This is a genomic window from Nocardioides korecus (genome assembly GCF_054778395.1).
Genome location: NZ_BAAGZO010000001.1, coordinates 256,386 through 268,532, shown reverse-complemented (window position 1 = coordinate 268,532; position 12,147 = coordinate 256,386). Strand labels below are relative to the sequence as shown.

Here is a 12,147-nt window from a genome sequence, read left to right as displayed (position 1 = left end):
TGAGCGCAGCGAGCGGTCTCGTGGGGTGAGTCATCGCATCCTCACCACCTGGGTGGCGTCCTGGTCGGCGCCGTCGGCGTCGTCCTGGTCGTGGCCGGTGAGCTGCGGCGGGGGCCTCCGGGCCTGGTCGGAGATGCGCAGCAGCAACCCGATGATGACCCAGTTGGCCACCAGGCTCGAGCCGCCGTAGGACATGAACGGCGTGGTCAGACCGGTCAGCGGGATCAGCTTGGTGACGCCGCCGATGACGACGAAGACCTGGAGGGCGATGACGACCGCGAGGCCGGTGGCCATCAGCTTGCCGAAGTCGTCACGCGAGATCAGGGCCGTGCGCAGCGCCCGCTCGACCATCAGGCCGTAGAGCAGGATCACCGCCATCATCCCGGTCAGGCCGAGCTCCTCACCCAGGGAGGAGGCGATGAAGTCGGAGTAGCCGAACGGCGTGAGCTGGGGCTGGCCCTCGCCCAGGCCGCGCCCCACGAGCCCGCCCCAGGCCATGCCGTAGAGACCCTGGACGATCTGGTAGCCGTTGACGTTCGGGTTGAAGGGGTCGAGCCACACGTTGACGCGGGTCTGCACGTGCCCGAACAGCAGGTACGCCGTGTAGGCGCCGCCCAGGAACATCGCGCCCCCGACGAGCAGCCAGCCCGGCCGCTCGGTGGCGACGTAGAGCATCACCAGGAACAGCCCGAAGAACAGCAGCGAGGAGCCCAGGTCGCGCTGGAAGACCAGCACGCCCAGCGAGATCAGCCACATCGCCAGGATCGGGCCGAGGTCGCGCCCGCGCGGCAGGTCGACGAACAGGAACCGGCGCCCGGCCAGCGCCAGGGCGTCGCGGTGGACGTTGAGGTAGCCCGCGAACGCCACGACCAGCAGCACCTTGGCGACCTCGCCGGGCTGGAAGGACAGCGGGCCGAGCCGGATCCAGATGCGGGCGCCGTTGATGGTGCGGCCCAGCCCGGGCAGCAGCGGCATCAGCAGCAGCACGATCGCGGCCAGGCCGGCGGTGTAGGTGAACGCCTGGAGGCGGCGGTGGTCGCGCAGGCCGACCAGGACGCCGACGAAGAGCAGCACCCCGATCGTCATCCACACCAGCTGCTGGCCGGCGAGGGGCCGCCAGGACGAGCTGCTAGCCAGGTACTTCAGGTCGTTGCTGTGGATCAGGGCCAGGCCGAGGCCGTTGAGGGCGGAGACGATCGGCAGCAGGATCGGGTCGGCGTACGACGCGAAGACGCGGATCACCACGTGACACCCGACCACCAGCACCGCCAGCCAGGCGCCGTGGGTGAACAGGTCGACGGGGACCTTGCCGTCGGCGCCGAGCCCCACGGCGGCGTACGCCCCGATGCCGACGACCAGGCTCATCAGGAGCAGCACCAGCTCGGCGCCGCGGCGGCGACGGTGGACGAAGCCGGCCAGGGCGCCGGGCAGCGAGGCGCCGGGCAGGACGGTGCGGGAGGTCATGGGTTCTCCGGGCAGGTCGTGGACGAGCCGGCCGCAGCCGAGGAGGACGCGGTGGGCGAGCCGGACGGGGAGGCGGTGGCCGAGGCCTTGGCCGAGGACCCGGCCGAGGGCTTGGAGCTCGCCTTCGCGGTCGGGCTGGCGGACGGGCTGGCGGACGGGGAGGGCGAGGGCGACGGGGAGGTGGCGGAGCCGCACACGGCGAGCCGCTGGAGGCGGCTCAGGATGCCGCGGGCGTCCTCGAGGTCGTTGGCGCTGATGCCGTCGCGCACCTGGCGCTGGTTGTAGCTGGGCAGGTCGGCGATCTTCACGGTGCTGGCCTGCTCGACGTGGTGCATCGAGAGGCCGGGCAGGTCGGCCTCGACGCCCTGGAAGACCGCGACGGTGTCACCGTCGTCGGCGACGTAGTACTGCCCCTGGCTCCACTGGTAGCCCGCGACCCCGATCACCGCGAGGACCGCGGCGACCATGCCGACGAACGCCAGCCGGCGCAGCCACGGGTGGCGACGGGGTGGCCGGGGGGCGTAGCGCGCCTCCTCCGGGTCGACCTCGGCGTCCCCGCGGCCGGCGCCTCCGCTGCCGCTGCGACGGCCGGTGCCCTCGCTCGCCGGGACGGCCGGGATCTCGCCGGTGTCGGTCATCCGGGCGGCGCGTCCGCCCCCGGAGGTGCCGCCGGCGCCCGCGACCCGGGGCTGGTCGGCCGCGGCGCCGACCAGCATCGGGCCGGTCGTCGCGGCGGCGTGGGTGTCGGTGTCGTCGACCTCGTCGTCGGCGACGACGTCGGCCACCACGACGGTGACGTTGTCGGAGCTGCCGGCCTCGAGCGCCGCGCTCACCAGCGTGACCGCGGCGTGGTCGGGGGTGCCCTCGCCCAGCAGGCGGGCCAGCTCGGTGTTGTCCAGGGCGCCGGAGCAGCCGTCGGAGCAGAGCATCACCCGGTCGCCGGGGGCGACGTCGAGGGAGAACACGTCCGGCTCGGGCTCGTGGACGCCGTCGACCGCGCGCAGGATCAGGTTGCGGTGGGGGTGGACGCGGGCCTCGTCCTCGGTGATGCGGCCCTCGTCGATCAGGCTCTGCACGAAGGTGTGGTCGGTGGTCAGCTGGGAGAGCGACCCGTCGCGCAGCAGGTAGCCGCGGCTGTCGCCGACGTGGCCGACCCCCAGGCGGGTGCCGTCGAAGACCACGGCGGTCACGGTGGTGCTGGTGCCGTCGATCTCGGGGCTCTCGGCCACGAGCGCGGCGATCTGGTCGTGGCTGCGGTGGATCGCCCCCGCCAGCGCCCCGAGCACGTCGTTGCCCGGCGGCTCGTCGAGGCGTCGCATCACCCCGACGGCCGCGCTGCTGGCGATGTCACCGCGCGCGGACCCGCCCACCCCGTCGGCGACGACGAGCAGGTGCGGTCCGGCGTACGCCGAGTCCTGGTTGTCCTTGCGGACCCGACCCACGTCGGAGAGGGCCGCGTAGCGCAGCCTCATGCAGGACTCCGGGGACCCCGGGGACCACGGGGCGCGGTCACTTGCGCAGCTCCAGGATCGTCTTGCCGATCCGCACCTGGGTGCCGAGCTGGAGGGCGGTGGCCTGCGAGATCCGGCTGCTGCCGACGTAGGTGCCGTTGGTGGAGCCGAGGTCCTCGACGTACCACTGGTCGCCGCTGCTCGCGATCCGGGCGTGCCGGGTGGAGGCGTAGTCGTCGTCGAGGCGGATGGCGGCGTCGTTGCCGCGGCCGATCAGCAGCGGGGCGTCCTCGAGCGAGGCGCTCTCACCCTTGTTGCCGCCCTCGACGATCACGACGTGGGTCGGCGCCCCGCGGCGGGGCTTGGCCGGCTTGCTGCGGGCCTTGCGCTCCTGGCGGGAGGGTCGGTCGGCCCCCTGACGGGCGACCCGGGCGCCGAACATGTCCGAGCGGACGACCGAGATGCAGGAGAGGACGAAGATCCACAGGATCGCCAGGTAGGCGAACCGGATGAGGACCAGGGTCAGCTCGGACAAGGCTCACGCACTCTCGGTCAGGCGCCGTGGCGCAGGCGCAGGGTCATGGTCGTCGTGCCGATCCTGATGGTCGCACCGTCGGCGAGGGTGGCCCGCTCGACGCGCGAGCCGTCGACCGAGATGCCGTTGGTCGAGCCGAGGTCGTGCACGGTGACCGTGGGCGGCCCCTGGCGGTCGTGGGCCTCCTCCACCCGGATCTCGGCGTGGCGCCGCGAGACGCCCGGGTCGTCGATGCGCAGGTCGGCGTCGTGGCCGCGTCCCACGACGATGCCGGGAGGGGTCAGCGGGAGACTCTCCCCGTTGACGACGAGCACGGCCGTGGCCCGGCGCACCTGGGTGTCGGTGGGGTCGCCGGCGGCCACGCTGCTGGGCGAGACCGAGCGGCTGCGGACCCGGAACCGGCCGGTGGTGAGGTCGTCGGCGGTCTCCAGCACCACCTCGACCGGTCCGGTGAAGACGTAGGACTGGTCGGCCGCGTGCTCGCGCAGCATCTCGGTCAGCTCGCGCGGCAGCTGCGGGCCGAGGCCCTCCAGGCGCTGGTGGTCGGCCTCGGAGAGCTCCACGTGGAACGTGTTGGGGACCAGGCGGCGGTCGCGGCTGAGGATCTGCGCGGAGTTGTCGACCTCGCGGTTGAGCGCCGAGGCGATCTCGACCGGCTGGACGGCGCTGCGGAAGGTGCGCGCGAAGACGCCGCTGATCATCTGCTCGAGACGGTTCTCGAAGCGCTGGAAGCCGCTCACGTCGCCTCCTCACCTTCACTGCTGTCGTCGGGGTGTCGTCGGGGTGCCGTCGGGACCACGCGTGGTTCACGCGTGACGGGTGTGGCGATGGTAGCGGTCGGCCCGCGGGGCCCGGGGCCCGGTTTGGGGGGGCGGCGGCCCATGGGTTACGGTTGCGCCTGCTTCAAGCGCGAGTGGCGGAATAGGCAGACGCGCACGGTTCAGGTCCGTGTGCCCGAAAGGGCGTGGGGGTTCAACTCCCCCCTCGCGCACGCTGAGGCTCCTCGGGTCGTGGTTCCCACGGCCGCAGGACCCTCACCAGGAGCAGTGGCCGGTCACCCAGGGATGGGTGACCGGCCCTTTCTGTCTGCACGCCGGGAGGCACGCGGCCCGGTGCCCGGGGCGAGCGCCGGGTCGAGCACGGGACGACCGCGTCACACTGGGCCCGTGACCTCGGAGCTGACCTACGCGGCGGTCGGGTCCACCTGCCCCGGGGCGGCGACCTGGGCCGAGCACCCCGCGGGCCTGCGCCGCCACGAGGAGACCGTGCGCATCGGGCACGGCGCGGAGCGGTGGGAGCGGGTCAGCGACGCGGTGCTCGCGTGGGGCGTGAAGACCCGCAGCGGCTTCACCGTCCGCCCGGTCACCGGTGGCAGCCCGCGCGTGCAGCCGGGTCGGCGCTACGTCCTCACCGCCCGCGTGGGTCCCGTGACGGTCCGCGAGCCCGTGCGGGTCGTGGCGGTGGTCGAGGAACCGGACCGGTGCGGCTTCGCCTACGGCACCGAGACCGGTCACCCGGTCTCGGGCGAGGAGGCCTTCATGGTCCACCGGACCCCCGACGGGACGATCTGGTTGACCCTGCGGTCGCTGACCGGCCCGGGCCGAGGTCCGTGGCGCCTGGTCTTCCCCGTCCTCCTGGTCGCCCAGCTCGGGTACCGCTGGCGCTACCGCCGGGCGCTGCGCGGCTGAGCCAGGACCGCCGGGCGTCCCGTTCGCGCCAGGCGTGGGCCCGGCAGCACCAGGCCGTTCCCGGCGCCGAGAGCGAGTGCAGCGGGCGGTTATCCACAGGCCGTGAAGTTGCTGTTGCCCTGGGTCGGTAGGGACGCTCTCGTAGGTGCTCAGAAGTGACCACCGACATCGGAGATGTTCCACATGAGGGCCAAGGCTGAGGCAGGGTCACATCCGACACCACCGGCGGCGTGTGCCCGTGGACGTGCGCGAGCCGCTCATGTTCTCGCCGTGTGGTGCGCCCTCCTGCTGCCACTCACCCTGGCCGCGCCCGCATCTGCCGATTCCGGTGACTTCCCGCGCGCCACGAAGACGGACGGCAAGCGGAACTACGTGTGGGTCGGGGAGGGCATCTACCAGAAGGTGACCGGCTACCACGCCGTGCCGGGCTGGCTGGTGGGGCGGATCATCTACTACGGGCACGAGGGCGCCCTCGCCTCCGGGTACTCGCCGTACTACCTCACGGTCCACGAGTACGAGTGCAACCAGAACGCCTGCCGGATGACGAGCCGGATGGTCAACATCCGGATGGTGATCGACTGGGGCGATGGTCGGGCGAACCACGGCGTGCTGAGGACGATGTACTGCCACATGAGGGTTCCGCGCAAGACGTGGCCGTCCTGGCTGCAGTCCGACGATCCGTACCTCGGTCCACCTGGTCCTCAGCACCCTCGGCTTTCGGCACAATGAAGAACGGCCTCGGTGACGGCCCTCTCGTGGGGCCCGGCGACTCGCGATGTGGGGGTGGAGCACGTGACGGATGGCATGCGCGACCGGGCGGCTGAGGTGCGTCGGCTGCTGCCATCCGGGTCTGCTGTGACGGACGCGACGATCGTCCGGGTGGACGATGCCCCGATCGGGTGCGTCGTGGTCTTCCACCAGTCTCGTAGCCCGTGGAGCTACGGGGTGGAGATCGACCTGCGAGAACCCCGGAGCGAGTACTACTACGGGGCGAGGTTCCCGGTGGCGAACTGGCGCGAGTGGCTGGACACCTTCCCCACCAACTTCATGGTGGACCTGGACACGGGGCTGGTGAGCGCATCGCGCCGCACGCAGGGTGCGGGGTACGTGCTGCTCCATCCCGACGTGCGATGGCCGGACCCGGAGGGGTGGGACCTCGACGTCGCCCCCGCGGGGCCGCAGGAAGGGGCGCCCGTCGAGCCTGACGCGCCGCTGTTCACCCTCGAAGCCCGGCCGACCTCCGGCGGGGGGCCATCCCTGCGGGCCACTGCCATCCGTGCCGGTGACGAGAGCACGGTCGTCATCTCGGTGGAGGAGCGCGTCGATGTCGGCGAGCTCCTGGCCCTGACCTGCCTGCGCGCCGCCTGCCACGTGGCCGAGCTGCGCGGCGCTCGCTGGGTGCGGACGGCGTCTTCGACCGTCCGGGCGGGGGACCTCGGCTTCGCCCCGACGGGTGAAGGTCACTGGCTCGCAGCCCGGACGACCTTCCTCGACGAGGCCTTTCCGAGCCGCTGAGGATCGACGGCTGGGCCCGGTGGGTCGTGCTGCTGTCGTAGGACCGGGAGTCTGGGAGGCTGGTCCCAGTCACCCCCTGGAGGATCCCCGTGCGCCGTACGACGTCCCTGCTCGCAGCCGCTGCGACCGCGCTCCCGCTGCTGGCCGTCGGTGCCGTCGGGAGCGCCGCGACCGCGAGCGACCCGGCGCCCGTCGCCGGCGCGACCACCTCGGGTGACTCGCTGTTCCCCGACGACGGCAACGGCGGCTACGACGCGCTGCGCTACCGCGTCCAGCTCGCCTACCGCGCGGATCGCAGCATCACCGCGACGACCCGGATGACGGCGCGGGCGCTGCGCCCGCTGTCGTCGTACTCCCTGGACCTCGAGGGGCTCACCGTGCGCTCCGTGCGCGTCGACGGTCGGGCGGCCCGGTTCGTCCGCCACGGCGACGAGCTGGTCGTGACCCCGGCGCGGGCGGTGCGCGGCACCTTCACCACCACCGTGTCGTACGCCGGGACGCCGCACCGCCACACCGACCCCGACGGGACCGGCGAGGGGTGGATCCGGACCCCGGACGGGGCGACCACCGTCAACGAGCCGGTCGGGTCGAAGACCTGGTTCCCGGGCAACGACACCCCGCGCGACAAGGCGACCTACACCTTCGTGGTCTCCGCGCCCTCGCGCCTGGCCGTGGCCGGCAACGGGGTGCTCGCGGGCAGGGCCCGGCACGGCGCCCGGACGACGTGGACCTGGCGCGGGACCCAGCCGATGGCCAGCTACCTGGCGATGGTCTCGATCGGCGACTACCGGGTCTACCGGTCCTCGTTGCGCACGCTGGCCGGGCGCACCCTCCCGGTCTGGTCGTTCGTGCAGCCCTCGCTCGGCACCCAGGCCGCGGCCCGCACCCTGCTGCCGAAGATCGTGCGCTGGGGCGAGCAGAAGTTCGGGCCCTACCCGTTCTCCAGCAGCGGCCTGGTCGCGCACACCCTCGACGTGGGCTACGCCCTGGAGACCCAGGACCGGCCGGTGTTCCCCGGCCCGGTGGACTCCTCCGAGGAGGTCCACGAGCTGGCCCACCAGTGGTTCGGCGACTCGGTCACCCCCGGCGACTGGGGCGACATCTGGCTCAACGAGGGCTTCGCGACCTACGCCCAGTGGCTGTGGGACGCCGACCACGGCGGGGACTCGACCGCGGCGACCTTCCGCTCGGCGTACGCCGCCAACGGAGCGTCCTCCGACCTCTGGTCCCCGGCCCCGGCCGCCCTGAGCGACCCCAAGGACCTCTTCGGGCCGGCCTACCTGCGGGGCGCGATGACGCTGGAGGTGCTGCGCGAGCGGATCGGCGACGGTCCCTTCTTCGCGGTGCTGCGGGCCTGGGCGCGCGAGCACCGCTACGGCACCGTCTCGACCGCCGACTTCACCCGGCTGGCCGAGCGGATCAGCGGCCAGCAGCTCGACACGCTCTTCCGGGACTGGCTGACCACCCCGTCGCGGCCCAGCGGCTACTGACCCGCTGACGGGGCCCGTGGCATCCTGGAGGGTCCCGGCCCCCACAGGAGACGAGCCATGAGCAGCATCAGCGAGACCCTGAAGCAGAAGATCGACGAGCTCGACCTCGACCGCCGCCTCAACGACGCCGTGGAGAACGGCGAGCAGCTCCTGCGGCGCGCCGTGGAGACGGCCGGCGACCTCGCCCACGACCACCGCGACGACGTGGACCGCGTGCTGGACCGGCTCACCGGGTCGATCGAGGACCGCACCGACGGTCGGTTCTCCGACCGGATCACCCAGGTGCGCGACAGCCTGGACGCCGGGCTGGGTCGGCTCGCGGAGCGCCGGACCGAGGGTCCCCCGCCCGAGTAGCCGGGAGGTCTAGCGGGGCGCGGGCACCAGCGTGGCCAGGGCGTGCACGACGTCGCGGACGGTCTGGCCCACGCCCGGGCCGACGGTGGTGTCGATGCCGGCGTAGCGCAGGCCGACCAGCAGCGCGACGACCAGCGCCAGGACGAGGCCGAGGGCGGCCAGCTGCGCGCCCGAGACGTCACGTCGGCTGGCGCGCGCCAGACCGGTGATCGAGACGACCACGGCGAGGACCGCGGCCAGGCAGGCCAGTCCGACGAGCGGTGCGAACGGCGTCGCGACCAGGGCGACGAGCCCGAGGTCGAAGCCCGCGACCGCGGTGGCCGAGGTCCGCACGGCGGGGGCGGGCGAGGCCTCGAAGAGATCGTCCATCAGCCGGGCGGAGTCCTGACGCTCGTCGCGCTCCTGGCGGTCCTGGATGGTCATGGACGCAGCGTAGGACGCGACCGCCGCCCCGCACGGTCACGTGGACCCGTGTCGGGGCGGCGGTTGCGCGGCCGCCGGTGAGTCGGCGGCGGCCGGTGGATCGGGTGCGGGAGGAGCAGGTGCCGGTCAGCCGCGCAGGGTCGCGCCGAACCAGCTGTTGGTCCACACCATCGTGCGGCTGACGCGCTCGCCGGTGCGGGGGGAGTGCAGCAGCTGGGCGCGACCGTGGATCCAGCGCAGGAAGATCGCGGCGTGGTAGACGCGGCCGCCGCTGGTGAAGAACATCAGGTCGCCCCGACGCAGGTGGCTGCGCGGGATGTGACGGGCGCGGGCCGCCTGGGCCGACGCGGTGCGGGGCATGCTGATGCCCGCGCGGCGGAAGGAGTAGTAGAGCAGGCCGGAGCAGTCGAACGAGCCGGGCCCGGCGGCGCCGTAGCGGTAGGGGTCACCGACCTGGTGCAGCGCGATGTCGGTGGCGCGGGCCACGCGGGAGGTAGTGGCGGCGGAGGCCTGGGGGGCCGGGCTCAGGGCCACGGCGGCGATGACGAGCATCAGCGTGAGGAGCGGGTTGAGCAGAAAACGGCGTACGGGCAGGCTGACGGGCATGGGGGGTCCTTTTCCACGCCTGTGAGGTCAGCTGTCGGGTTGGAGCTGGAAAGTTCCCTGAAATGCTCCGTCACCTGGCGGTGACTTCACCCCGAGTGCGCTGCGCCCGGATCTCTCCGGACGCGGTGCACGTTGAACCTGTGGGTCCCCCACTCCTGCCCTCTGGAGTCAGGTGGCACCCCGGGACGGGCAGGACTCGGCGTTCCCGGGGTGTGATCGACCCCGGAAAGGTACACCAGCCCTGTGGCTCAGGTCACCGGGACTCCGCAGTTCCGCAATGCCTCAGAGCTCGACGGTGCCGCTCTCGCCGACGTCGGGGCGGTCACCGGTGATCCGGGACTTCACGAAGGCCAGCGCCGAGGCGACCCGGCCACCGGGGGTGTCCCAGTACTCCGCCGAGTCCGACTCGACCTCCAGGAGCCGCACGTCCGGGCTGTCCTTGCCGTCGGGGAACCACGCGGCGACCATCGGGTTCCACAGCTCGTCGATCTTGGCCCGGTCGTCGCGGATCCGCCCGTGGCCGGCGACCGAGACCCAGGTGGAGCCGTCGGAGAAGGCGAGGTTGACCCGCTTCTCGGCCTCGATGTTGGCGGCCTGACCGCTGGTCGCGTCGATGAAGAACCAGACGTCGCCCTCGTCGGTGACCTGCTGGGGCGTCATCGGGTGGGAGTGCAGGCGTCCGTCGGAGCCGACCGAGGTGAGCATGCAGAAGCGGTCCTCGCGCATCAGCTCCACCACCTTGGACTGGTCGGCCACCTCGGACTGGTCGGCGGTGCGGTCCTGCGGTGCGGTGCTCATGGTGGTGCCCCTGACTGTCGGTTCGGTGCCGTGCTCCCTGGCCGCCACCGTAGCCAGCCGAGCCACACCACCTGCCCGGTCGGGGAGGTGCGGACCGCCCCGGGCGGACGGGTGCCGCGGCGGTGGTCGCGTCCTAGCCTGTGACGACCGCCACCAGCCAGGGAGCCGACGTGAACCGCTACGTGATCGAGAGGGAGCTGCCCGGTGCCGGGCAGCTCAGCGACGCCGAGCTGCACGACATCAGCGCGAAGTCCAACGAGGTGCTGGAGGGGATGTCGGACATCGCCTGGGTGCAGTCCTACGTCACCGAGGACAAGCTCTACTGCGTCTACGACACCGAGGACCCGCAGCTGATCGAGGAGCACGCGCGCCGCGGCGAGTTCCCCTGCACGGGGATCAGCCAGGTGCGCGCCGAGATCTCGCCGCAGACCGGCCGGTGACGCCGCCGGTCCGCGAGCGGGCGCCGAGGGCCTCCCCGCCGCCCGCCCCGGCGGGGTCGCCGAGGCGCTCGCACGGGCCCCGGCGGGGCTCGACAGCCGGAGTAGCCTCGGGTCCTCCCCACATTGGAACGCCGATGAGCCCCACCTCGACCTCGGGCACGACGCTGGCCCCCTCCGGCGTCGGCGAGCCCGCCCGGCCCCCCTCGGCGGTGACCTCGGGGTCGCAGGTGGCGAAGTTCCACGCCCCCGAGGTCGTCTTCGGGCTGGGGGCCCTGGAGGAGGCCGGCTTCGCCGCGCAGCGGCTGGGCGCGCGCCGCCCGATGGTGGTCACCGACCCCGGGATCATCGAGGCCGGGTGGGTCGAGGTGCTGCTGGGTCACCTGCGGGCCGTCGGGCTGCAGCCGGTGGTCTGGTCGCAGGTGACGCCGAACCCGAAGGACCACGAGGTCCGCGCGGCGTACGAGAAGTACGCCGAGGAGCGGTGCGACGTCCTGATCGGCATCGGGGGCGGCTCGTGCATCGACGCGGCCAAGGGCGTCGCGATCCTCTCGAGCAGCTGGCAGGACGGGGGCGACATCCTCGACTACGCCGGGGTCGACCAGGTCACCCGCCCGATCCCGCCGATGATGATGATCCCGAGCACCTCGGGGACCGGCGCCGACGTCTCGCAGTTCTGCATCGTCACCGACACCGACCGGTCGGTGAAGATCACGATCATGGGGCGCGCGCTGGTGCCCGACATCTCGCTGACCGACCCGCGGCTGCTCACCACGATGCCCGAGGCGCTGAACGCGGCGACCGGGCTGGACGCCCTGACCCACGGCATCGAGTCCTACGTCTCGCTGGCCCACAACCCGCTGGCCGACATCCACGCGCTCAACTCCGTGCGGCTGGTGGTGGGCCACCTGCGCACCACCATGACCAGCCCCCGCGAGGAGCACGCCCGGGCCAAGATGGCCCAGGCCAGCCTCGAGGCCGGCCTGGCCTTCACCAACGCGATCCTCGGCGCCACCCACGCGATGAGCCACCAGGTGGGCGGGCTGCTCGACGCGCCCCACGGCGTCGTCAACGGGGTGCTGCTGCCGCACGTGATCCGCTACAACGCGCGTGCCACGCCCGAACGGTTCGTGGCGCTCGCCCAGGCCGCCGGCCTCCAGGTCGACGGGCTGCCCGGCGAGGAGGCGGCCGAGCTGCTGGCCGCGCACGTCCGGCGCCTGGCCGACGACGTCGGCGTGCCCCGCGGCCTGCGCGACCTCGGGGTGCAGGAGGCCGACGTGCAGCGGATGGCCCGCACGGCGCTCGACGACGCGTGCCTCTCGACCAACCCGCGCACCGCCGACGAGACCGACGTCCTGCGGCTGTTCCGCGAGGCGCTGTAGGTCG

At 72.9% G+C, this 12,147-nt stretch carries 14 protein-coding genes, 1 tRNA gene and 1 riboswitch; of the genes, 8 read left to right on the top strand and 7 right to left on the bottom strand.

Annotated features, from left to right (window positions below):
• Positions 1 to 30: 30 nt before the first annotated feature.
• From ACYVDA_RS01240 to ACYVDA_RS01225, 4 genes are read right to left on the bottom strand one after another with little or no spacing between them, the layout of a single operon-like run.
• Positions 31 to 1,464 (bottom strand): FtsW/RodA/SpoVE family cell cycle protein, encoded by a 1,434-nt coding sequence (locus ACYVDA_RS01240; protein WP_460814084.1) that lies wholly within the window; start codon positions 1,462 to 1,464, stop codon positions 31 to 33.
• Positions 1,461 to 2,936, bottom strand: coding sequence for a PP2C family protein-serine/threonine phosphatase (locus ACYVDA_RS01235; RefSeq protein ID WP_460814081.1), 1,476 nt, complete (start codon positions 2,934 to 2,936; stop codon positions 1,461 to 1,463). The genes ACYVDA_RS01240 and ACYVDA_RS01235 overlap by 4 nt, the downstream gene beginning before the upstream one ends.
• A gap of 37 nt (positions 2,937 to 2,973) precedes the next feature.
• On the bottom strand, positions 2,974 to 3,450 hold the full coding sequence (locus ACYVDA_RS01230) for an FHA domain-containing protein FhaB/FipA (RefSeq protein WP_460814078.1): 477 nt from the start codon (positions 3,448 to 3,450) through the stop codon (positions 2,974 to 2,976).
• Positions 3,451 to 3,467: 17 nt separating this feature from the next.
• Complete coding sequence (locus ACYVDA_RS01225; protein ID WP_460814076.1) at positions 3,468 to 4,190, bottom strand: FhaA domain-containing protein; 723 nt, start codon at positions 4,188 to 4,190, stop codon at positions 3,468 to 3,470.
• A gap of 167 nt (positions 4,191 to 4,357) precedes the next feature.
• Here ACYVDA_RS01225 and ACYVDA_RS01220 point away from each other — a divergent pair.
• From ACYVDA_RS01220 to ACYVDA_RS01195, 6 genes are all read left to right on the top strand, one after another.
• Positions 4,358 to 4,441 (top strand) — tRNA-Leu (locus ACYVDA_RS01220).
• Positions 4,442 to 4,616: 175 nt separating this feature from the next.
• A complete protein-coding gene (locus ACYVDA_RS01215) occupies positions 4,617 to 5,138 on the top strand; it encodes a DUF1990 family protein (RefSeq protein WP_460814074.1) in 522 nt (173 codons plus the stop codon).
• A 270-nt stretch (positions 5,139 to 5,408) separates the two neighbouring features.
• The gene (locus tag ACYVDA_RS01210) at positions 5,409 to 5,867 is read left to right on the top strand and encodes a hypothetical protein (RefSeq protein WP_460814072.1); all 459 of its coding nucleotides are present in this window, start codon (positions 5,409 to 5,411) and stop codon (positions 5,865 to 5,867) included.
• 54 nt (positions 5,868 to 5,921) lie between these two features.
• Positions 5,922 to 6,653 (top strand): hypothetical protein, encoded by a 732-nt coding sequence (locus ACYVDA_RS01205; protein ID WP_460814070.1) that lies wholly within the window; start codon positions 5,922 to 5,924, stop codon positions 6,651 to 6,653.
• 89 nt (positions 6,654 to 6,742) lie between these two features.
• Positions 6,743 to 8,143 (top strand): M1 family metallopeptidase, encoded by a 1,401-nt coding sequence (locus ACYVDA_RS01200; protein ID WP_460814068.1) that lies wholly within the window; start codon positions 6,743 to 6,745, stop codon positions 8,141 to 8,143.
• Between the two features lie 57 nt (positions 8,144 to 8,200).
• Entirely contained in the window at positions 8,201 to 8,497 is a 297-nt protein-coding gene (locus tag ACYVDA_RS01195; RefSeq protein ID WP_460814066.1) for an Rv0909 family putative TA system antitoxin, read from the top strand.
• Positions 8,498 to 8,506: 9 nt separating this feature from the next.
• Here ACYVDA_RS01195 and ACYVDA_RS01190 read toward each other — a convergent pair whose 3' ends face one another.
• From ACYVDA_RS01190 to ACYVDA_RS01180, 3 genes are all read right to left on the bottom strand, one after another.
• The gene (locus ACYVDA_RS01190; protein ID WP_460814063.1) at positions 8,507 to 8,920 is read right to left on the bottom strand and encodes a hypothetical protein; all 414 of its coding nucleotides are present in this window, start codon (positions 8,918 to 8,920) and stop codon (positions 8,507 to 8,509) included.
• Positions 8,921 to 9,046: 126 nt separating this feature from the next.
• The gene (locus ACYVDA_RS01185) at positions 9,047 to 9,526 is read right to left on the bottom strand and encodes a C40 family peptidase (protein ID WP_460814060.1); all 480 of its coding nucleotides are present in this window, start codon (positions 9,524 to 9,526) and stop codon (positions 9,047 to 9,049) included.
• Between the two features lie 3 nt (positions 9,527 to 9,529).
• Positions 9,530 to 9,738: riboswitch (cyclic di-AMP (ydaO/yuaA leader) on the bottom strand.
• 70 nt (positions 9,739 to 9,808) lie between these two features.
• Positions 9,809 to 10,324 carry a pyridoxamine 5'-phosphate oxidase family protein gene (locus ACYVDA_RS01180; RefSeq protein ID WP_460814056.1) on the bottom strand — a complete coding sequence of 172 codons (516 nt, stop codon included), beginning with the start codon at positions 10,322 to 10,324 and terminating at the stop codon, positions 9,809 to 9,811.
• Positions 10,325 to 10,494: 170 nt separating this feature from the next.
• Between ACYVDA_RS01180 and ACYVDA_RS01175 the strand changes: the two genes are divergently transcribed.
• A complete protein-coding gene (locus ACYVDA_RS01175; protein ID WP_460814053.1) occupies positions 10,495 to 10,764 on the top strand; it encodes a DUF4242 domain-containing protein in 270 nt (89 codons plus the stop codon).
• Positions 10,765 to 10,898: 134 nt separating this feature from the next.
• On the top strand, positions 10,899 to 12,143 hold the full coding sequence (locus ACYVDA_RS01170; RefSeq protein ID WP_460814050.1) for an iron-containing alcohol dehydrogenase: 1,245 nt from the start codon (positions 10,899 to 10,901) through the stop codon (positions 12,141 to 12,143).
• The last annotated feature ends 4 nt before the right edge of the window (positions 12,144 to 12,147 follow it).